This is a genomic window from Ignavibacteriota bacterium, assembly GCA_016716225.1.
Taxonomy (GTDB): Bacteria; Bacteroidota; Ignavibacteria; order Ignavibacteriales; family Melioribacteraceae.
Genome location: JADJWT010000001.1, coordinates 2,965,405 through 2,985,823 on the forward strand (window position 1 = coordinate 2,965,405; position 20,419 = coordinate 2,985,823).

Here is a 20,419-nt window from a genome sequence, read left to right on the forward strand (position 1 = left end):
AATATGACCATAACTGAACAAATATTAAATTTACTTGAAATGAATGAAAGCATACCAGCATTGGTTCTTAATCAATTTGCTGATGTTGTTGCAAAGAATGATGTTTGGTCAAAATATTTTAATAATGCCGAAACCGGAAAAAGTTTTTATAATATTTTTGATAAAAATACATCGTTGTTGATTAAAAGCAGTTTGATTGATTCTAAAACTTTTCAAAAAGTTAAAACAAGAGAAATCCAATATTTATCTTCCGGAAAAATTAAAAATTTCCAACTCGTAATTTCGCCTTTTAAAATTCAAAATAATTTGTATTTCTATTTTTTAATTTATGATGAAAGTCATACAAACAATTTTATAGTTTATCCAACTATTGATGATTTCAGTTATTACAAAAAATATGAATACATTTTTAATTTACTTAAAACTGAAGATCGAGAAAATCAAATTATTAATAATCTAAAGTATTACGTTGAAATTGAGAAAGAGCCGATTGCACTCAAAGATTTTTCAAATTTCCTTTTGATGAATCAAAGTTTTAGAACATTCATGCTTCCCGAAGAAAATAAGCAAGATATTTCGCTTAATGTTAGAATAAAAACAAGCGAACTTCTGCTGATTATTTATTCTCTCGAAAAAGAAATTTTCGGCTCGCAAAATATTTTTGTAATTGAAAACACTTTCCCAAATAAAATAAATATTGCAGAAAGCAGTAAAATTTTAATTTTTCCTTTTATCAGAAAAAATGAAACTTTAATAATCGGTAAACTTGATTTACAAGCAAAATTCGGACAGCCGACAAATGTCGAAAGTCCGAAAATTGAAGAACAGCAAATTAAAAGTGATGTTCCGACAATAATTTACGATGCAAATAATTTTGATATTTTAGATGTGAATAAACAATGTGCAGAAATTTATGGTTATGATATAGATGAATTGAAGAAAATGAATTTGATTGAATTATTTCCACCGGAAGATATGCAGAAATTGTTAAGTCCAGAAATAGATGCAGAAAAAATTGAATATACACAGATAAAAAAAGATGGAAACAAAATTAAAATTTTAGCTAAAAGAGAAAATACAATTTGGCAAAATAGAAATGCTTATTTGGAAATAATCGAAATTGCTGATGAAAATGAAAAAATAATTTCTGAAGAAAAAATTGATATAGAAATAATTCCGCAAATTGAAAATGCTGAAATTGAACCGGTAGAAATTTCGAATGGAATAACAGAAAATAATATTGAAGTAATAAATACGGTTGAGGAAAATTCAGAATCTGTAAAAGTTGAAGAATTGGTTGAAGAAGAAATTTTAGAAAATAAAATTGATAATGAAAAATTAACGGAAATCCCAAATGGAATTTCTTCTGAGCAAAATATAATTTCTGATGAAATAAAAAGTGAAGAAAAAATTCCCGATGCTAAACCAAATTTTTACCAGAAAGAAATTGCAAAAGACAATAAAGAAATTTCTCCGTTTTTATCATTTTTATTTCATGAATTATTAACGCCGGTAAATGTGATTTTGGGTTTTGTTCAAGAAATTATTGATAGCATTGATAATCTTTCTGAAGAACAAGAAGAATCGGCAAAAATAATAAAAGAAAATCAGCAAATTTTATTGCAGACAATGAATTCCGCAGTTCAGTATGCAAAGCTTGAAGAAAATCTTCTGCCCATAAAAGTTGAAGAATTTAATTTTAAAAATCATATTCTTGATATTGAAGAAAGTGTTTCCAGACTTGCGGAAAAACAAAATGTTAAATTAAATTTCACTCAGTCTTTTGATAAACTTATTCTGCAAAACGATCGACAAAAACTTTTAGCAGCAATAAGTTATTTTCTAAAACTTGTCATAAATCTAACTGAGACGAAAGAAGTTTTTGTAAAATTACATTCAACGGAAGATAACTTAATAATTTCTGTTAAAGATAAACTTTCCGAAATTTCTGAAAATTTGCTAAATAATATTTTAGAACTTTATAATTCGCCAAAAAGTTCTATAAATAATAATTTGGGATTATCATCAATTACACTGCGACTTTCACAAAAATTGAATGATGTAATTTTTGCAAAAGTTACAAATCTAATTTCGGAAAATATAAATACTGCATCTTTAGTAATTCCAATTAATATTGATAAACATAAAGTTGTTTCTGAACAAACCGATTTTACAAATCCGGTTTCAACAATAAATGAATTAACCGAAAGTGAAAAAGAAATTCCGGCAGATAATTTAGAAAATAAAATTGATGAAATTGTAGAAAGTGAAATTGATGAAAAAAATATTATTGAAAATGATGAAATGATTTTTGATGAAGATGATTTGGAAGAATTTTCGGATGAAATTTTACATGAAGAAATTTCTGAAATTAAACTTGAAGATTCTGAAATAGTTTTGGAAAATGAAGAAAATAATTCTGCAAATTCTGAAATGAAATATGAAGAAACCAAAATTATTTTTGAAGAACCAAAAATTCCAAATGAAATTGATGAAATAATAATTGAAGATTTTAGCGAAGATGAAGTTTTAGAAAAAGAAACTGAAATTGTAAAAGAAGAAAAGACAATTAAGAAATTCAATATTTCTGAAATTTCTTGCTTATTTATTGATGATTCAATTGATGCGCAATTGTTGTTCAAATCTCAAATGCATGATTTAAAACAGTTGAGTATGACATCAAATTTAATTGATGCATTGCCGCTTTTAGAAAAATTCAATTTTGATATAATTTTAGTTGATATAAATCTCAACCACAAATTCAACGGTTTTGATGCACTGAAAATTATTCGTCAATTTAGTGATTATAAAACTACACCGATTGCCGCACTTACCGCATATCCTTTTGAAGGAGATAGAGAAAAATTCTTAATGTTCGGATTTACGGATTATTTTGTAAAACCATTATTAAGAGAAAATTTGCTAAAATCTTTCGAAGAAATTCTTTCGTAAAGATTTAGAAAACTATCTTTCAAATTCCGCAAAAAATAAAAATGTTGCTCAAATTTTTATTCTTGACAATCTAATTCTGTGTTTGTAAATTATACCATACAAATGTATGGTGTTTTAAGAAAAGATAAAAAACAGAGTAAGATTAAGAAGAAAATAAGAAAAAGAAAGAGAAGAAAAACAGAATAATTAATAATGCAACATTACAAATCTGTTTGGTAAAAAAAATATTTTGAAATCTGAAAACTTATTTTTGCTTCAATTTTTTAATTTTTTCTCTTTTTCTTACTCTTAATCTTATTCTTAATCTTTTTTTTAAATCTTTTTTTTGTGTGACTAACCAGCCGAAGGTGTGCTTATGCCAAAAGAATTAACAAAAACTCAGCAAAAAATTTTAGAATTTTTAACGGAATCCAAACTAAAAGGATTTATGCCTACTCTTGCAGAAATTGCAAAAAAGTTTGGATATGAAAATCGCTCAACAGTTCAGCAGCATTTGCAAGCAATTGAGAAAAAAGGGTACATAAGAAGAAGTTCAAAACTTTCACGCGGAATTGAACTTTTGCTGGAGGATAAATTTTTTATTCCAAAGCCAATTCTTGGTGAAGTTGCTGCGGGAAATCCGCTAACAATTTATCCCGATGCGATTGATACAATTGAACTTCCCACAATTGCGCACATGCCAAAAGATTCATTTTTGCTTCGTGTAAAAGGAGACAGTTTAAAAGATGCTTACATTTTCAGCGGCGATGTGGTAATTGTAAATCCCAATTTGGAACCGGTAAACGGAAAAATTGTTGCTGCAATTTTAGATGATGCGGCGGTTGTTAAAAGGTTTTTTAAAAAATCAAATTCAATTGAGCTTCATTCGGAAAATCCGGAATACCAGCCAATAATAATTAAAAAAAATTATGTCAATTTTAAAGTAGTTGGAATTGTTGTAGGAATTTACAGAAACATGGAAACAATGGCGGGATGAAAAGAGAAAAGCCTTAACCACAAAGGACACAAAGAAAGGCGCACAAAAGCACAAAGGAAAGAAAAATGAATGAAGATCAATTATCGAATGTTGTAATAGGTTTAGCAATAAATGTTCATAAAAATTTAGGACCCGGATTATTAGAATCGGCATATGAAGAATGTTTGTTTTATGAATTAAATAAAAATGGATTGTTTGTTGAAAAACAAAAACCAATGCCATTGATTTATGAAGAAGTTAAATTGGATTGTGGTTATAGAATTGATTTAATGATTGAAAGAAAATTAATTTTAGAAATTAAATCAGTTGAAGCATTGAATGATGTGCATTTAGCTCAGATATTAATTTATTTAAAATTAGCTGAATGCAAGCTTGGTTTATTGATTAATTTCAATGTAAAATATTTGAAAGATGGAATCAAAAGAGTTATTCTTTGAGTTCTTTGTGAAAAAAACTTTGTGATCTTTGTGGTTAAAAGGGGTAAAATGAAAACTAAATTTGTTACATATCTTAAATCTCCAATTGGAGAAATAAAAATTACCGCTGAAGAAAATTTTATTACTTCCATTCTTTTCGTTTTTGACGATACAGAAATAGAAGCGGAAAATATAAATCCCGTTTTAACCCAATGTAAAAAGGAACTTGCTGAATATTTTGTTGGGAAAAGAAATGAGTTTACTATTCCAATAAAACAAGAAGGTACGGAATTCCAACAAAAAGTTTGGAATGAATTACTCAAAATCCCTTATGCAAAAACTGTCTCTTACAATTTTATTGCAGGATCTCTAGGTGATAAAAAATCAATTAGAGCAGTAGGTGCAACAAATGGAAGAAACCAAATATCTATTATTGTTCCGTGCCATAGAGTAATTGGAAGCGATGGAAGTCTTACCGGATATGCCGGCGGATTGTGGAGAAAAAAGTGGTTGCTCAATCATGAAAAAGAATTTTCCGGTGAAGAAAAACAAATGGAGATGTTTTAAAGAATTTAACCACAAAGAACACGAAGAAAAATATCCACAAAGAATATTAACTTTGTATTCTTTGTGAATAATCTTTGTGTACTTTGTGGTTTATCTTTTCATTCATTTATTTGAGATCAAATGTATATCCAAACAGAAATAAATCTTAAACCTAAAAATCGCGGATTTCACATAATTACTCGCGAAATTGAAAATGCAATTCCCGAAATGAAAAATATAAAAATTGGGATAGCAAATATTTTTATAAAACATACATCCGCATCATTAACAATAAACGAAAATGTATCGCCGGATGTTCGCAGAGATATGGAAAAATATTTTAATAATATTGTTTCGGAAAAAATTTCTTATTTTGAACATACTTATGAAGGCGCAGATGACATGCCAGCACACATAAAATCTTCATTGCTTGGACCATCGCTTACAATTCCAATAACAGATGGAAAATTAAATTTGGGTACTTGGCAAGGAATTTATCTTTGTGAGCACAGAGATTACGGCGGCTCAAGAAAAATTGTAATTACTTTAATGGGAGAATAATTTCCATCGATTTTGTTATAAAATTGTGATACTTTTATTTTAATTGTCTTCAAAAAAGAAAGTATTTATAAAATGAAAAAAATATTATCAATTTTTATCACAGTATTTTTATTTGCTAATGTTAACAAATCTTTTGCTCAATGTTCAGATGCCGGAGTTTGTCAACTTAGCTTTGAGCATGAAGAATCTAATAAAAACTATAATGTTGGAGTTTCTTACTCTTTCGGATCAAGCGGTAAGGATGATGATGTAAAATTTCATTCCGCCAAGTTAAACTTTTTCTATCAACCATTTCGCAATACAAAATTAACAGTAATACTACCTTATAATATGCAATCCGGACCATTAGGTGATGTAAGTGGAATAGGCGATTTAATTTTAAGTTTTACCCAAAATATTTTTAGTGATAGAATCCAATCAGCTTCTTTTACCTTTGGCGGAAAAATTGCAACCGGTGACGATAATAAAAAAAAATTACCTCAGATTTATCAAAGTGGATTAGGTACTAATGATTTGTTGCTTGGATTAAATTACTCAAATAGAAATGTTATGCTGGGATTAGGTTACCAAGTTGCCGGAAATAGAAATGATAATTCCGTTACACGCTTAGAACGCGGTGATGATTTTATTGTAAGAGGAAGTTACATTTTTGAGTTTGATAACTTTAATATTTCTCCGCAATTATTATTGATTAAGAGAATTGGTAAATCGAGTGTTTTAGATTTAACAGCTGCTGAAGAAAAATTTATTGAGTTGGAAGATAGTGATCAACTTCAAATTAACTTTCTTGTAAATACCGATTATGAAATTAATAAAGATATGATTATAACAGCAGAAATTGCATTTCCATTTCTAAAAAGAGAAATAAATGTTGATGGTTTAACCAGAGCTTTTTCTGTTGGGATTGGAGTGAATTATTTATTCTAAATATTTACACAATTCATATAATTTTATAATTCCGGTTGCTGTGCACTCCACCGTCAAACATGTTTATCGAAGTTTAACGGAATCTCAATATTAGATAACCCAACAATAACTTCGTTATATAAAATTCAAAAAATAGGCAATCTATGCGCATAGACAGAATGCTTGCGATAACTGTAATTCTTTTAAATCAAGATAGAATCTCTGCCAGAGAATTAGCCAATAGATTTGAAGTTTCGGTAAGAACAATATACAGAGACGTAGATGCAATAAGTATGGCGGGAATTCCAATTACATCTTACTCCGGCAAGCAAGGCGGATTTGGAATTATAGATAGTTTTAAACTCGATCGTCAATTACTTACGATGAAAGACCTTCTATCAATTCTATCTGCTCTCAAAGGAATAAATGTAACTTTGGAAGATAAGGAACTTGATTCGGCAATTGAAAAAATTACATGTTTAATTCCGGATAACAAAACACATTTGCTTGAAGATCATATGCAGCATATCTCAATTGATATTCTTCCTTGGGGATATCAAAAAACTCAACAAAAATATTTGAAATGTATTCACAATTCAATAACTGAAAATAAATTAATTGAGTTTCAATATGAAAATTCAAAAGGGGAAATTAGAAAAAGAAAAGTTGAACCAATGACATTAATATTTAAAGGTTATGCATGGTATTTATTTTCCTACTGTCTTTTCCGTAATGATTATCGCTTGTTCCGTTTATCTAGAATAAAAAATGTTGATATTTTAGATGAAACCTTTGTAAGAAAAGCAAAAACATACAAAGAGTATTTTAAGGAATCTTATCAATCAGCAAAGTTAGTAGATGTTGTTTTAAAATTTTCCAATAAGGTTAAGCAAAAAGTAATTGAGTATTTCGGAGAAGAAAGAGCGGTTATTCAAGAAGATGGAAATATTATAGTAAAGTTTACATATCCTGAGGATGATTATATTTATTCAATGATATTAGGATTTGAAGAGCATGTAGAATTGATTGAACCATATAATATGAGAATGAAATTAAAAGAAAAAACAGAAAAAATTTTAAGTAATTACAAACATGACATAATGGTGTCAAAATCTTGATATATATTTTATTATATAATTGAACAATTTGAGGAATAACCATGAAACATGAATGGAGGAAAAAAGAAAAAGAATTTTACCTACCAAAGAATAAACCTGAAAATATTCAAATTCCGGAATTTAAATTTTTCACCATCGAAGGAAAGGGAAATCCGAACAGTGAAAAATTTTCAAATTATATTGAAGTATTGTATTCACTTTCTTATGCAGTAAAAATGAGCTATAAAAAAGGGATTGAACCGACTAATTATTTCCATTATACAGTTTATCCGCTTGAAGGAATTTGGGATATAAGTGAAAATGCAAAACAAAATTTTAATGGTAAAATTGATAAAGACGAACTTCTATTTAAATTAATGATAAGACAACCGGATTTTGTTAATGAAGAATTTGCAATGATAATTTTGGAAGAAACGAAAAAGAAAAAAACAAATGAACTTTTGAATAATATAAAATATGAAAAAATTAATGATGACAATTCCGTTCAAATGATGCATTTAGGCAGTTATGATAATGAAGCAGACAGTTTTAAAAGAATGGAAGATTTTGCTGCAGCAAACAATCTTAAAAGAGTATCAAAAGTTCATAGAGAAATATATTTAACGGATCCACGAAAAACCTTACCTGAAAAATTAAAAACAGTATTAAGATTTAAAGTTGAAAAAATTATTAAAACATGACACAATGGTGTCACGGCCATAATTTATTTTTGAAAATCACTTTTAACAAAATGAGGAGTTATAATGAAAGAAGGATTAATTTATGAATTGGAATCCCAAAAAAATTTTTTCTTAAAAACAGTTGAATGTTTAGATGAAAATGATTCATCATTTAAACCGCAAGAAGAAATGTACACCGTTGCTCAACATGTTGGACATACAGCAGAAACAATTGATTGGTTTTTTGATGGTGTTTTTGGTGAAAACGGATTTAATATGAATTTTGAAAATTATGCAGAATACATGAAAAAGTATAAATCATTTGATGAAGCAATTCAGTTATTAAATGATGCAACAGCAAGAGCAATAGAAAAAATTAAAAGTTTATCGGAAGCAGAATTAATGGAACCAATTACCGGAGAAGTTATGAAAGGCGCACCCAAAATGGCAGTAGTTGGCGGAATTACAGATCATACTGCACATCACAGAGGAGCATTGGCGGTTTATGCTCGCTTATTAAATAAAGTTCCCCAAATGCCTTACGGCGGTTAATTCTTTTTTCATTCCGGTTCCGTCATCCGTTAGTTAACGGAGGCGGATACCGGAATCTTAAAAACTAAAAATCATTTATCATTTCCGCTCGTCACTGAGCTTGCCGAAGTGAAAGCGGGAATATATTTACTTTTGATATTGTTGTATTCTAAATTAAGTTAGTGCCTCAAAAATTATTTATAAAATATGCAAACCCCAAAACTCTACGTTGGTACAGCCGGCTGGTCTTATAAAGATTGGGTGCCAAACTTTTATCCATGCGAGCAATCAAAAGAACTTAGCTGGCTTACATATTATTCGCGTTACTTTAATATGGTGGAAGTTAACTCAACTTACTATACATATTTAGCTCCGGGAATTGTTAATGGCTGGCTTCGACAAACAGAAAATGCGGATGAATTTTTATTTACCATAAAACTTCATCAAGATTTTACACACAAAAGACAATACGGGGATGAACAAATAAAAGCAGTTCAACAAAATCTTAATATTCTAAAAAATGCAGAACGTTTTGGCGGATTGCTGCTTCAGTTTCCGTACTCGTTTGATTTTAATGATGCCAACATTGATTATTTACGTGAGTTAATACATAAATTTGAAGTTTACGAGAAATTTGTTGAAGTAAGACACAAATCTTGGAATAACAAAAATGCAAAGACAATAACTTTCTGCACAATTGATCAGCCGCAAATTGGCGAAGCAATTGAGTTTAAACCAATTGTGGGAAACAATTCTGCATATATTCGTTTTCACGGAAGGAATGAAGAAGCATGGAGAAAGTCATTAGGTAATTTCGGCAAGAAACAAAGTTACGAAGAACAAAGCGCACGTTATGAATATTTATATTCTCCGGGAGAGTTAGCAGAAATTGATCAAAAATTAAAAGAAGTTTATGATAAAGTAAAAAAAGTTTTTGTCGTTATGAATAACCATCCGCATGGAGATGCAGTTGCAAATGCATTTGAACTTCTTCACCTTTTGAAAGAAAGAGCAAAAATTAAAATGCCGCCTACAATTGTAAAAGCTTACCCGAGGTTAAGAGATATTGTTGCAAACTAATTTTTATTAAAATATACTCAATTGTTATAAGTTGAATTTGAATTATCTAAGTAAAGTTTCTTATTTTAATGTATAATAAATTGAGAGATGTTATGGCAAACAATGACTTTTTTATTGAACCTTTTGATGACGGGACAAAAGTTAAACTTGCCGTATTCAAAGAATATTTAAGAGAATGGTTACCAACATTTACAAAAGGCAATGAAGTTAGTTGGAAAGAAATTTATATTTATGATTTTTTTGCTGGGGGTGGTAAAGACTCTGAAGGAAATTATGGTAGTTCTTCAATTATTATAAATGAATTAAAAAATTATTATGATGCTATAATTGAAAGAAAAATAAAAATTAATGTTTTATTTAATGATATTAATAGTAAACGAATTGATGAATTAAGAGAATTTGTTAATTCCATAGAGCCGAATGCCCCGTATAATATTACTTATTATAATAAAGATTTTAGGGCTTTGTTTGAAGACTTATATAGCGAAATAATTCTTAAGAAAGATACTCCTAGATTAATGTTTATTGATCAGTTTGGAATTAAGAATGTAACAAATGATTTGTTCATACAACTCACTTATTTAAAGCGAACAGATTTTTTGTTTTTTATATCATCATCATTTGTTAGAAGATTTAGTGAAAACAATGAGTTTACAAAGTATTTGAGTATAAATAAAGAAACATTTATTGACTCGGAACCTTTACACAGTCATAGAATCATTTGTAATTATTATAAAAATTTAATTGGTAATAGAGAATATTTTATAGCTCCATTTTCTATCAAAAAGGGATCAAATATTTATGGTTTAATATTTGGATCTTCTCATTCATTAGGTATAGAAAAATTTTTAAGAGTTGGTTGGGGGATAAACCCTACTACAGGAGACGCAAACTTTAATATTGATGAAGAATTAATTGCTGATGGTATTTTTTCATTATTTTCTGATGATAACAAGCCCAAAAAGTTAAAATATTTTGAAAGTATTTTGAAAGAAAAAATTATAAATAAATCTCTTTCTACAAATAAACAAATTTATTATTTTGCTTTTGATTATGAATGTCTTCCTAAACATGCCAATGTAGTAATAAAGCAATTAATTAAAGATAATGTGATTAGACCTATTAAAATGGCTTCACAGAGGATTCATAAATTAAAAGAAGAAAAAATTGAAATTATATCATGAAAAAAACTAAAATTGAATGGACGGAAGAAACTTGGAATCCCACAATAGGATGTACAAAAGTTAGTGCTGGCTGTAAATTCTGTTATGCAGAAACAATGGCAAATCGCTTACAAGCAATGGGAACTTCCGGTTATGAAAATGGATTTAAGTTTTCTTTAATGCCGGAAAGACTTGAACAGCCTTTCAAAAAGAAAAAGCCGACAAAATATTTTGTAAACTCTATGAGCGATTTATTCCATGAAGAAATTCCCAAAGAATTTTTAGATAAAATATTTGATGTAATTGAAAAAACACCTCAGCATATTTATCAAATTTTAACTAAACGTGATAAAAGAATGTTAGAGTATTTTCAAAATAAATCTGTACCTAAAAATGTTTGGCTTGGCGTTACCTCGGAAAATAGAAAAGACGGTTTGCCAAGAATTGATATTTTACGTAAAATAAATGCTTCTGTTAAATTTCTTTCAATTGAACCACTTCTAGAAGATTTAGGCAAAATAAATCTTAAAGGAATTAATTGGGTAATTGTAGGAGGCGAAAGCGGATACAAAGCGCGACCAATGAAAGAAGAATGGGCAATTAATATTAAAGATCAATGTGAAAAAGCAAATGTGCCGTTTTTCTTTAAGCAATGGGGAACTTGGGGTGCAGATGAAATCAAAAGAAATAAGAAAGCAAACGGAAGAAAACTTCAAGGAAAACTTTGGGAAGATTATCCCAAAGTTGCCTAACTCATCAAAGAATACGAACTAAGCAATTTTTTATATTTATTTTGATAATATCAAAATTCAAAATAAATTATTGTAAATTAATGCAAATCTAATTAGTTTAAAATTATATAAATTCATTTAAGGGGGAATTATTAATGATTAGATTGCCATTTATCGGCATATTTATAAAACAAACGGAGAGAGAAAATGAAAATCAACAGAATGAACCCTTATAATGGTAACAGTAAAACTGCTGCTTTTTTCGATTTGGAAACGGATGAAGGAATTGTAATTAAAGGTTTTACTTTGGTAAAAAGTTCAAACGGACTTTTTGCAAGCGCCCCGAGTGAGAAAGGAAAAGATGGAAAATATTACGATAAAGTTTTGCTAACGAATGAATTAAAAAATCAGTTGAATGATATTGCTGTTTCACATTATAACAATCTCCAAAATAATTAAATTATTCTCAATGCCTCGACTTTGTTCAACATAAATTAATTTCATCCCGAGTTCGTCTACTTATAGACGGGAAGTCGAGGATATTATATTGAATTTTACATTTCTTTTATTGCTTAGTTAAATGTCTGAAAAATATCTGAATAAATATCGTATTTCATCAGCAAGATTTGGTTCTTGGAATTATGCACAAAACGGATATTATTTTGTAACAATTTGTACAGATAGAAAAGAAAAATATTTTGGCGAAATTATAAATTCAGAAATTTCATTAAGTAGAATAGGAAAGATTGTTGAAAAATATTGGAAAGAAATCCCGCAACATTATCCATTTGTTAGTTTGGATGCGTTTATTATTATGCCAAACCACATTCATGGAATAATAATAATTGATAAAACTGTAGAGACGCAAAATTTTGCGTCTGTACAACATGATGATAATGTTAATAAATTTGGTCCGCAGTCTCAGAATTTAGGAGCTATAATCAGAGGATTTAAAGCTGCTGTTAAAAATATGCAGTTATTAATGGTATTCAATTTTCTTGGCAACCAAGATTTTATGATCGTATCATAAGAAATAAACGTGAATTATTTAACATCAGAAAATATATTATCTACAACCAGAACAAATGGGAAGATGACGAATATTTTTTATAATTAATTTTTATTTTTTCCTTTTTGCTTCTTTGTTTGACGTTTCACTTTTCACATTTCACATTTCATTTTTAACTATTCATGCGCACAATATTTCATTTAGATCTTGATTCATTTTTTGTTTCCGTAGAAAGAATACTTAATCCTTCATTAATTGGTAAACCGGTTATTGTTGGTGCCGATCCTCAATACGGAAGAGGAGTTGTTGCAGCTTGTTCTTACGAATCAAGAAAATATGGGGTGCATTCCGGAATGCCGATTAAACAAGCTTACCAGCTTTGTCCCAAAGGAATTTATATCAATGGAAGTCATGGTGAATACAGCCAATATTCAAGGGCGGTTAAGCGGATTTTGGAAAATTATGCTCCATTAATTGAGCAAGCTTCGGTTGATGAATTTTATATGGATTTTACCGGCACAAAAAATATTTATGGTTCAATGTATATGCTGGCAGTTAAAATCCAAAAGGAAATTGAAGCTAAACTTCAGCTGCCAAGTTCAATTGGAATTGGAAGCAACAAAACAATTGCAAAAATTTGTTCTGATTATGCAAAACCAAAAGGTGTAACTTATATTGTACCGGGAATGGAAAAGGAATTTTTATCGCCTCTTCCAATTGAAACAATTCCTGGTGTGGGAAAAAAAACTCTACCGGACTTGCATTTAAAAGGAATTTATAAAATTGGCGATATTACAAAACTTTCGGAAGATTATTTGATTGCGGCGTTTGGTAAATACGGCTCGGTACTTTGGAAAAAAGCCAACGGTGAAGGAAGTGAATTTCTCAATCCGCCAAGTGAAAGAAAAAGTGTTTCAAAAGAAAGAACTTATGGCAAAGATGAAAATAATAGAAAGGAAGTTGAGCAGACACTTTTTAAACTATCCGGACAAGTAAGCCAATTAGTGCGCAATAACAATTGGCAAACATCTACAATCAGCATTAAGTTGCGATATTCCGATTTTGTAACTTTAACACGTGCAAAAACAATAAAGTCAACTGATGATGATAAAATAATTTATGAAACTGCTTTAAAACTTTTACACAAAGCAGATACGCGAAGAGTAAGTATTCGTTTAATAGGAATTCATCTTACCAATTTTAATGAATTTGCCGAACAAGAAGAAATTTTTGAAAACGAAGAAATCAAAAGAAAAAAAATGTTTAGAGCAGTTACAAAAATTCGTGATAAATTTGGTTATGCTTCAATTCAATTAGGTGGGATTTTAACAAAGAAAAGAAACGTAGAAGCTCATTATTTTGGGATGAGGTAGAAATAAATAATAAACAAATATTTTAAAACGTAGCCTCAGGCTTTAGCCTGAGGAAAATATTTACAAATATTCCGCAAGCTAAAGCTTGCGTCTACAGAAAAATGAAAAGAAAGATAATAAGGGAAAAGCAGCATAGGCTGCCAAAAGAAATTTATATTGGAGAAAAAGCTGTTGCTTTTACAATTTGCATTAAAAATAATAAAAGACTATTTACTACGGAGAAAATCTACAAAGTATTTGAGAAAGAGTTATTAAATGCACTTATTGAGAATAATTGTTCGGCTTATGTTTATTTGTTTATGCCAGATCATTTGCATTTGATTATCAAGGGAGAAAACGAAAATTCAAATATTAAAAAAACGGTTGAATTATTTAAACAGAAAACGGGTTTTTGGTTAAGTAATAATCTTCCGTATATCAAATGGCAAAAAGATTATTATGATCATATCATTAGAAATGATGAGGATATACAAAATCAAATTAGATACATTTTGAACAATCCAGTTAGAGCAAATATAGTTGAAAATTTGAAAGAATATAAATTTAAGGGATCAACAATTTTTAATTTAGAAGAATGGGAATAATATATCACAAAAAATATTTAACATATAGCCTCAGGCCTTAGCCTGAGGAGAAGCTCACAAATATTCCGCAAGCTGAAGCTTGCGGCTACGAAACAAACATGACTCTCCACATTCACTCAAATTACTCAATTCTTGAAGCAACAATTCCGATAGAAAAATTAATTGCTTCGGCAAAGTTATATGGTGAAAAACATGTTGCTCTTACCGATACAAACGGAATGTACGGTAGTATCAAATTTGCAAAAAAAGCGAGTGAAGAAAATCTCAATCCAATTTTGGGAGTGCTGATTGATGATCCTAAAAACAAAAATTTATTTGCAATATTTATTGCAAAAAATTTAAAAGGATATTCCACAATTTCTCAAATAACTACGAGCAGAAAAATTAAAGATGATTTTTCATTGCAAAAAGTTTTTGATGAAAATTTAGAAAACGTAATTGTAATTACATCTTCAATTGAACTGCTGCAAATTATTTATCAAAATCAAAAGTTAAAACCAAATTTATTTGTTGAATTAATTGCAACAAAAAAAAATAAAAAGAAAACGCGAGAACTTTATAATTTTGCAAGAAGTAAAGATTTACAAATTGTTGCTTCAAACCCGACATATTTTTTCAATCCCGAAGATCATTTGCTGCAAAAAGTTGTAACCGCAATAAAGAAAAACACAACTTTAGAAAATTTAACAGAAGATGAAATTCTTGATGAAGAATTTTATTTCAAATCTCCAAGTGAGCTTGAAAAAATTTGGCGAAACTTACCCGAAGCAATTTTAAACTCAAAAAAAATTGCAAATATGTGCAATGTGGATTTAGAATTTGCCAAACATAAATTCCCAAAATTTGATTTGCCCAAAGGTGAAAATGCTCCAAATTACTTAAGAAAAATTTGTAGTCTAGGACTTTCTCAAAGATATAAAATTATTACAGATCAAGCTTTGTTAAGATTAGATAAGGAATTAAATGTTATAGAAGAAATGGGTTTCTCGCATTATTTTCTTGTTGTGCATGATATTGTTAGAGAAGCAAAATTACGAAGAATGCGGATTCTTGGCCGCGGCTCTGCTGCAAATAGTCTTGTTTCATATTGTTTAGGTTTTACGGAAATAGATCCCATAAAACATAATTTATATTTTGAAAGATTTATGAATAGAGCAAGAACAAGTCCGCCGGATATTGATTTGGATTTTTCTTGGCGCGAACGAGATGAAATTGTAAAGTATGTTTACGAGAAATACGGTTACGATAAAGTTGCAATGATTTCTACAACTGTAACGTTTCGCGCGCGTTCTGCATTTCGTGAAACAGCAAAAGTGTTTGGAGTTTCTGAACGTGAAATTTCACAATATAGTAAATTTATTCCTTGGACAAGTGCGCAAAATCTTGTTCAAATTGCAGAAAAATTTCCGGAATCAAAAAATCTTAATTTCAAAACTGAACCTTGGAAAACCATAATACAAATTGCACATCAGCTTGCATCGTTTCCGCATCATTTAAGTATTCATCCGAGCGGAATTGTAGTAACGGAAAAACCAATCACAAATTATGTTCCGCTTGAATATGCAAAAAATAAAGGACTTGGCTTAATTATTACTCAACCGGATATGTATGGAATTGAAGATTTGGGACTTGTGAAAATTGATTTATTAAGTCAGCGTTCTTTGGAAGTTTTGAAAAATACAATGAATGATTTGGAAGAAAAATATTTTAGAAATGTTCCGTTAACCAATCCCACTATAATTACAATTGATGTAGAGAAATGAATTGTAAAATTGTTTAATTGATATATTGCTGAATTATTCAGATAACAATTTAACCATTTAACAATGCAGAAATTATTAACTATACTAAATTACTTACGTAGGCTTTTCTAAGTTTTTCTTTATCTAACGAACTTACAATTTCTAATTCTTCTTCAGAAACTTTTTCAACATCACCGTAATATTTATTTTGCGAACTATCCTTTTGCACAAACTCTAAAGCCTTCAAGTTAGAAAGCACTTCAAGTTTTTCTACAATTATATTATTGCCATTTTCAAGATCGGCTTTTCCCTCAACTAAATACGGGCCCATAGACATAGTTGATTCCGCATATTTATTATATGTTTTTGGGAAAAGAACTGCATCAAAAGTTCCGCTTAAATCTTCTAAAGTTAGGAATTTCATAATATCGCCGTTTTTGGTTTTTATTCTTTTGGAAGTCATGAACCAGCCGAGCATTTGAATTTTACGATTTCTGTTTTTGTGTAAATCTTTTGCTTTAACAATTTTTGGCGATTCATATATTTCTCTTACAAACTCAAGTGGATGATAAGTAACCGTAAATCCGAAACATTCTTGCTCTAAAATGCAGATTTCAGCGGAGCTATACTGCAATATAGTTTCCACACTTTTTTCCAACAAAGAAATTTCATTTTGAAATAGTGGCAGAGAGTTATTTTTTAGAAGTTCTTTCGAGTGATAATAAATATCTGCCAAACGAATTAGAGTTGGGCGAGTTTTGTTTAAACAATCCATTGCTCCGCATTTAATAAGAAGTTTGGTACTTTCATAAGTTAATTTTGTGCGGGAAATAAAATCAGCAAGGGAAATATATTTTCCTCCAAGATTTCTTTCTTCAACAATTTTTAGTAAAAAATCTTTTTCAATATTTTTTATTGCCATCAATCCAATTTGAATTTCGGAATTATTTCCTTTATATCTGTATTCACTTTGATTTATTGATGGAAGCAAAACTTTTAAGCCCATTCTTTTGCATTCGTTAATGTAAACTCCGGCTGCATAAAATCCTCCGCCATTGTTTAAAACATTAGCCATAAATTCTGCCGGGTGATGAGATTTTAAATATGCAACTTGAAATGAAAGAAGTGCAAAAGATGCACTGTGTGCTTTGCAAAATGAATATCCGGCAAAAGAAGAAATTTGGTGCCACAATTCATTTGCTATTTCGTTGGAAAGTTCTTTGGTTTTACATGATTCAAAAAATCGTTCGTACAATTTTTTCATTGCATCATGCGAGCGCATTTTTCCGCTCATTGCTCGGCGCAAATAATCGGCTTCTTCCAAACTTAATCCCACAACGTGATGAGCAATTTTTATTACATCTTCTTGGTAAACCATAACGCCGTAAGTTTCGCCCAATATTTCTTCCATTTCCGGAACTAGATATTTTCTCAGTTTGGGATTTTTATGGCGCGCTATAAATTCTTGCATCATTCCGCTTTCTGCAACTCCCGGGCGAATTATTGAGCTTGCAGCGGTAAGCATTTCAAAAGTATCGCAATTTAATCTTTGCAATAATGATCTCATTCCCGGCGACTCAATATAAAAGCACCCAATTGTTTTTCCTTCACGAATTAATTTTTTCGTTTCTTCATCATGGAAAAGCATTTCGTAATCGTAAATATCAAAGCCCGGCTTGGGTGTTGAAGGATAAATTGTTGTAAACACCTTTTTTGTCTTTGGAGTTTGCGGTAATTTATATTGTGCCAGATTTATAATGCTTGAATTTTCTATCATTTTGAAATAAAAATATAAATAGTAAACATACGTACACTATATAATTTATTTTTGCAAAAGATGCAAGATATTTTAAAACATGAAAACTTAAAACAGAAACTTAGAACATTGAGCAGAATGATTTAGCAGAATTGAGGATTTTTATAATAAATTGTATACAATTTTTTGAAAATTAAATTTTGAATAAATTGTTACTGTAAATTTTGAAGGTAGTTCAGATGAAAATATTATTTTTATTCCTAATCGTAAATATTTCAGTGTTGGCGCAATCGAGTAAGTTAAATGTTAAAATAATCAATCTTGAAAATAGAGATGGTGATATTTCGATAGGAATATTTAATAGATCAGAAAATTTTCCCAAAAGGGAAACGGGAAAAATGGGTGTAAGTATTCCAATTAATAAATCATGGGTTGAGCATACATTTACAAACTTAGAGAAAGGGAAGTATGCTGTTGCAGTTTATCATGATGAAAATAAAAATGGTGAATTAGATAGAAGTTTATTTGGATGGCCTACCGAAGACTATATTTTTTCTAATTATGCAAAAGGAAGTTTTGGTCCACCAAGTTTTGAAGATGCAAGTTTTTATCTTAAAGATTCCTTGACAATTGAATTAGAATTTGATAAGAAATAAAATATTATAAGAGATTTTAACTTCTACATAAATTTAAACATCAACTTACAGTCAATGGAATAACAATTTTATTAAGCCAATTTACAAATTCTAATTGTCTTATAGAATCATTAAGTACATCATCATCAATTCCATATTTCCAACGTAGATGTTTATTGGAATTATCAGCAAATATTTTTTCTAAATCATTTACATAAATCATTAAATCATCTTTAGATTTAAAGTAATTTTGTTTAATGAGTTTTTCTTCTCTTGCAATAATTAAGCGAGCAATTTCATGAAGATCATATTCCGGATGATATTGTGGCGCCCAAAAAATTCCTTTTTTATGTTTTACTTCCACTGCTTGAACTTTTGTAAAATCATTTGAAGCAAGCCATTTGCCGCCTTCTGGTAATCTAGTAATTTCATCATCATGACTAATAAAACCATCAAAAACTGGCGGTTTGCCTTCGTACATTGGATGATTAAGTCCTTCTTCTGTAAGAAAAACTTTTCGCGCAAGTCCCATTTCTCTGCCTTTAGGATTTGGTTTAACTTCACCACCGGCAGCATATACAGCAATTTGAGCCGCCCAACAGCTTCCAAATTGAGGAACTCCGATTTCATAAGCATCTTTACATAAATCAACCATTTTTGTTACTCTTTCATCATGATCATGATAAACAGTTAAATTACATCCAGGCCATAAAACTCCATTATATTTTTCAAGTTCCTCGTTTTTCGGCAGAACAACACCAGGATCACTTGAATAAAATATATCATATTTTGCATCCGGCAAATGCTGTAAAAGTAATTTTGCATACAATTCACCAGCTCTTGTCATTCCTACTTCATCAAATTGTTCACGACTTGATTTTGGATATCCGTCAATAATTAGAAAATTCAGTTGACTCATAATTTAACTATCCTTTAATTTTTCAATAAGATTTGGTAATTCACTATAATGTTCAAAATATCCGTCAGCTCTTTTTCTATCACTTCCGCGATCTAATGCAGCAAGACATAAAATTGAGTGCATACCCATTTTTTCTGGACCTAAAATATCATTGTGCTCTCTATCTCCAATGTGGATTATTTCATTAAACTCTAAATCCATACTTTTTTTTGCAGCATAGAAAACACATTCAGCAGGCTTTGAGCATCCAACTTCATCAGAAAAAACAAAAGTTGAAAAATATTGGAGAAGTCCTTCATCTTCAAGAAGTTTTCTTAAAGCTCTCCCCGGACTAAAAATTGCATCTGAAATTACACCAAGTTTATAATGTTTGCTTAATTCTTTTATTGCTTCATGTACTCCATCTACAAAATTTGGTCTATATTCCAATTCCATTTCTTCATGAAGTTTTACAAGTTCATCAAATTCATTTGGTGGTAGAATAACATTTATTCCTTTTAAAATAATTTCGAGTCTTTCTTTAACTTTCCAAGTAATATGATGATCGTGCCAAACTTTTCTAAATGCAGCATCTTGTGCATCATAAGATGCATTTACTTTTTCTTGCGATATATTTTGATGTCTATTTACATATTGGTGAACTAACAATCTTCTTTCAACAGCTTTTGTTGGTCTGCCCGCTGATTTTCTTTTTGGTTCATCGGAATCATCAATAAAAACAGTATCCCAAAGATCAAATGTAATTCCTTTGATCATAAATTA

20 protein-coding genes and 1 pseudogene are annotated in these 20,419 nt (G+C 29.6%); 18 read left to right on the forward strand and 3 right to left on the reverse strand.

Annotated elements, in window-relative coordinates; genetic code table 11:
• Nucleotides 1-3: 3 nt before the first annotated feature.
• The 17 genes and pseudogenes from IPM32_12965 (at nucleotide 4) to IPM32_13045 (ending at nucleotide 16,368) form a co-directional block, all read left to right on the forward strand.
• A complete protein-coding gene (locus IPM32_12965; GenBank protein MBK8946161.1) occupies nucleotides 4-2,952 on the forward strand; it encodes a response regulator in 2,949 nt (982 codons plus the stop codon).
• A 355-nt stretch (nucleotides 2,953-3,307) separates the two neighbouring features.
• Nucleotides 3,308-3,928 carry a repressor LexA gene (gene lexA / locus IPM32_12970; protein ID MBK8946162.1) on the forward strand — a complete coding sequence of 207 codons (621 nt, stop codon included), beginning with the start codon at nucleotides 3,308-3,310 and terminating at the stop codon, nucleotides 3,926-3,928.
• A gap of 65 nt (nucleotides 3,929-3,993) precedes the next feature.
• Nucleotides 3,994-4,365 (forward strand): GxxExxY protein, encoded by a 372-nt coding sequence (locus IPM32_12975; GenBank protein ID MBK8946163.1) that lies wholly within the window; start codon nucleotides 3,994-3,996, stop codon nucleotides 4,363-4,365.
• A gap of 48 nt (nucleotides 4,366-4,413) precedes the next feature.
• Nucleotides 4,414-4,911, forward strand: coding sequence for a methylated-DNA--[protein]-cysteine S-methyltransferase (locus tag IPM32_12980; protein MBK8946164.1), 498 nt, complete (start codon nucleotides 4,414-4,416; stop codon nucleotides 4,909-4,911).
• A gap of 120 nt (nucleotides 4,912-5,031) precedes the next feature.
• On the forward strand, nucleotides 5,032-5,451 hold the full coding sequence (locus IPM32_12985) for a YjbQ family protein (GenBank protein ID MBK8946165.1): 420 nt from the start codon (nucleotides 5,032-5,034) through the stop codon (nucleotides 5,449-5,451).
• Between the two features lie 72 nt (nucleotides 5,452-5,523).
• The gene (locus IPM32_12990; protein ID MBK8946166.1) at nucleotides 5,524-6,378 is read left to right on the forward strand and encodes a hypothetical protein; all 855 of its coding nucleotides are present in this window, start codon (nucleotides 5,524-5,526) and stop codon (nucleotides 6,376-6,378) included.
• A gap of 143 nt (nucleotides 6,379-6,521) precedes the next feature.
• Entirely contained in the window at nucleotides 6,522-7,475 is a 954-nt protein-coding gene (locus IPM32_12995) for a YafY family transcriptional regulator (protein ID MBK8946167.1), read from the forward strand.
• Nucleotides 7,476-7,516: 41 nt separating this feature from the next.
• Nucleotides 7,517-8,155: a GyrI-like domain-containing protein gene (locus IPM32_13000; protein MBK8946168.1), complete on the forward strand. Its 639-nt coding sequence runs from the start codon at nucleotides 7,517-7,519 to the stop codon at nucleotides 8,153-8,155.
• 63 nt (nucleotides 8,156-8,218) lie between these two features.
• A complete protein-coding gene (locus IPM32_13005; GenBank protein MBK8946169.1) occupies nucleotides 8,219-8,686 on the forward strand; it encodes a DinB family protein in 468 nt (155 codons plus the stop codon).
• 186 nt (nucleotides 8,687-8,872) lie between these two features.
• On the forward strand, nucleotides 8,873-9,745 hold the full coding sequence (locus tag IPM32_13010; protein ID MBK8946170.1) for a DUF72 domain-containing protein: 873 nt from the start codon (nucleotides 8,873-8,875) through the stop codon (nucleotides 9,743-9,745).
• Between the two features lie 92 nt (nucleotides 9,746-9,837).
• A complete protein-coding gene (tcmP, locus tag IPM32_13015; GenBank protein MBK8946171.1) occupies nucleotides 9,838-10,929 on the forward strand; it encodes a three-Cys-motif partner protein TcmP in 1,092 nt (363 codons plus the stop codon).
• Nucleotides 10,923-11,660 (forward strand): phage Gp37/Gp68 family protein, encoded by a 738-nt coding sequence (locus tag IPM32_13020; GenBank protein MBK8946172.1) that lies wholly within the window; start codon nucleotides 10,923-10,925, stop codon nucleotides 11,658-11,660. Before tcmP ends, IPM32_13020 begins: the two co-directional genes overlap by 7 nt.
• Before the next feature lie 186 nt (nucleotides 11,661-11,846).
• Nucleotides 11,847-12,098: a septation protein SpoVG family protein gene (locus tag IPM32_13025; protein ID MBK8946173.1), complete on the forward strand. Its 252-nt coding sequence runs from the start codon at nucleotides 11,847-11,849 to the stop codon at nucleotides 12,096-12,098.
• Between the two features lie 121 nt (nucleotides 12,099-12,219).
• Nucleotides 12,220-12,752 (forward strand): annotated as a pseudogene (locus IPM32_13030) (transposase).
• Nucleotides 12,753-12,830: 78 nt separating this feature from the next.
• Nucleotides 12,831-14,021, forward strand: coding sequence for a DNA polymerase IV (gene dinB / locus IPM32_13035; GenBank protein MBK8946174.1), 1,191 nt, complete (start codon nucleotides 12,831-12,833; stop codon nucleotides 14,019-14,021).
• Nucleotides 14,022-14,122: 101 nt separating this feature from the next.
• Entirely contained in the window at nucleotides 14,123-14,605 is a 483-nt protein-coding gene (locus IPM32_13040) for a transposase (protein ID MBK8946175.1), read from the forward strand.
• Between the two features lie 98 nt (nucleotides 14,606-14,703).
• Nucleotides 14,704-16,368 (forward strand): DNA polymerase III subunit alpha, encoded by a 1,665-nt coding sequence (locus IPM32_13045; protein ID MBK8946176.1) that lies wholly within the window; start codon nucleotides 14,704-14,706, stop codon nucleotides 16,366-16,368.
• 79 nt (nucleotides 16,369-16,447) lie between these two features.
• Here the strand turns inward: IPM32_13045 and IPM32_13050 are convergent, their stop codons facing one another.
• Nucleotides 16,448-18,124, reverse strand: coding sequence for a hypothetical protein (locus IPM32_13050; protein ID MBK8946177.1), 1,677 nt, complete (start codon nucleotides 18,122-18,124; stop codon nucleotides 16,448-16,450).
• A gap of 218 nt (nucleotides 18,125-18,342) precedes the next feature.
• Here IPM32_13050 and IPM32_13055 point away from each other — a divergent pair, with 218 nt between their 5' ends.
• Nucleotides 18,343-18,759 (forward strand): DUF2141 domain-containing protein, encoded by a 417-nt coding sequence (locus IPM32_13055; GenBank protein MBK8946178.1) that lies wholly within the window; start codon nucleotides 18,343-18,345, stop codon nucleotides 18,757-18,759.
• 40 nt (nucleotides 18,760-18,799) lie between these two features.
• Here the strand turns inward: IPM32_13055 and IPM32_13060 are convergent, their stop codons facing one another.
• Complete coding sequence (locus IPM32_13060) at nucleotides 18,800-19,657, reverse strand: type 1 glutamine amidotransferase (protein ID MBK8946179.1); 858 nt, start codon at nucleotides 19,655-19,657, stop codon at nucleotides 18,800-18,802.
• A gap of 3 nt (nucleotides 19,658-19,660) precedes the next feature.
• Nucleotides 19,661-20,413 (reverse strand): HAD family hydrolase, encoded by a 753-nt coding sequence (locus IPM32_13065; protein MBK8946180.1) that lies wholly within the window; start codon nucleotides 20,411-20,413, stop codon nucleotides 19,661-19,663.
• Between the last annotated feature and the right edge of the window lie 6 nt (nucleotides 20,414-20,419).

Excerpts from the sequence above, each read along its gene's own strand:
- IPM32_12965 (MBK8946161.1), top strand. The coding sequence starts at position 4 with ATGACCATAACTGAACAAATATTAAATTTACTTGAAATGAATGAAAGC.
- lexA (MBK8946162.1), top strand. The coding sequence starts at position 3,308 with ATGCCAAAAGAATTAACAAAAACTCAGCAAAAAATTTTAGAATTTTTA.
- IPM32_12975 (MBK8946163.1), top strand. The coding sequence starts at position 3,994 with ATGAATGAAGATCAATTATCGAATGTTGTAATAGGTTTAGCAATAAAT.
- IPM32_12980 (MBK8946164.1), top strand. The coding sequence starts at position 4,414 with ATGAAAACTAAATTTGTTACATATCTTAAATCTCCAATTGGAGAAATA.
- IPM32_12985 (MBK8946165.1), top strand. The coding sequence starts at position 5,032 with ATGTATATCCAAACAGAAATAAATCTTAAACCTAAAAATCGCGGATTT.
- IPM32_12990 (MBK8946166.1), top strand. The coding sequence starts at position 5,524 with ATGAAAAAAATATTATCAATTTTTATCACAGTATTTTTATTTGCTAAT.
- IPM32_12995 (MBK8946167.1), top strand. The coding sequence starts at position 6,522 with ATGCGCATAGACAGAATGCTTGCGATAACTGTAATTCTTTTAAATCAA.
- IPM32_13000 (MBK8946168.1), top strand. The coding sequence starts at position 7,517 with ATGAAACATGAATGGAGGAAAAAAGAAAAAGAATTTTACCTACCAAAG.
- IPM32_13005 (MBK8946169.1), top strand. The coding sequence starts at position 8,219 with ATGAAAGAAGGATTAATTTATGAATTGGAATCCCAAAAAAATTTTTTC.
- IPM32_13010 (MBK8946170.1), top strand. The coding sequence starts at position 8,873 with ATGCAAACCCCAAAACTCTACGTTGGTACAGCCGGCTGGTCTTATAAA.
- tcmP (MBK8946171.1), top strand. The coding sequence starts at position 9,838 with ATGGCAAACAATGACTTTTTTATTGAACCTTTTGATGACGGGACAAAA.
- IPM32_13025 (MBK8946173.1), top strand. The coding sequence starts at position 11,847 with ATGAAAATCAACAGAATGAACCCTTATAATGGTAACAGTAAAACTGCT.
- dinB (MBK8946174.1), top strand. The coding sequence starts at position 12,831 with ATGCGCACAATATTTCATTTAGATCTTGATTCATTTTTTGTTTCCGTA.
- IPM32_13040 (MBK8946175.1), top strand. The coding sequence starts at position 14,123 with ATGAAAAGAAAGATAATAAGGGAAAAGCAGCATAGGCTGCCAAAAGAA.
- IPM32_13045 (MBK8946176.1), top strand. The coding sequence starts at position 14,704 with ATGACTCTCCACATTCACTCAAATTACTCAATTCTTGAAGCAACAATT.
- IPM32_13050 (MBK8946177.1), bottom strand. The coding sequence starts at position 18,124 with ATGATAGAAAATTCAAGCATTATAAATCTGGCACAATATAAATTACCG.
- IPM32_13055 (MBK8946178.1), top strand. The coding sequence starts at position 18,343 with ATGAAAATATTATTTTTATTCCTAATCGTAAATATTTCAGTGTTGGCG.
- IPM32_13060 (MBK8946179.1), bottom strand. The coding sequence starts at position 19,657 with ATGAGTCAACTGAATTTTCTAATTATTGACGGATATCCAAAATCAAGT.
- IPM32_13065 (MBK8946180.1), bottom strand. The coding sequence starts at position 20,413 with ATGATCAAAGGAATTACATTTGATCTTTGGGATACTGTTTTTATTGAT.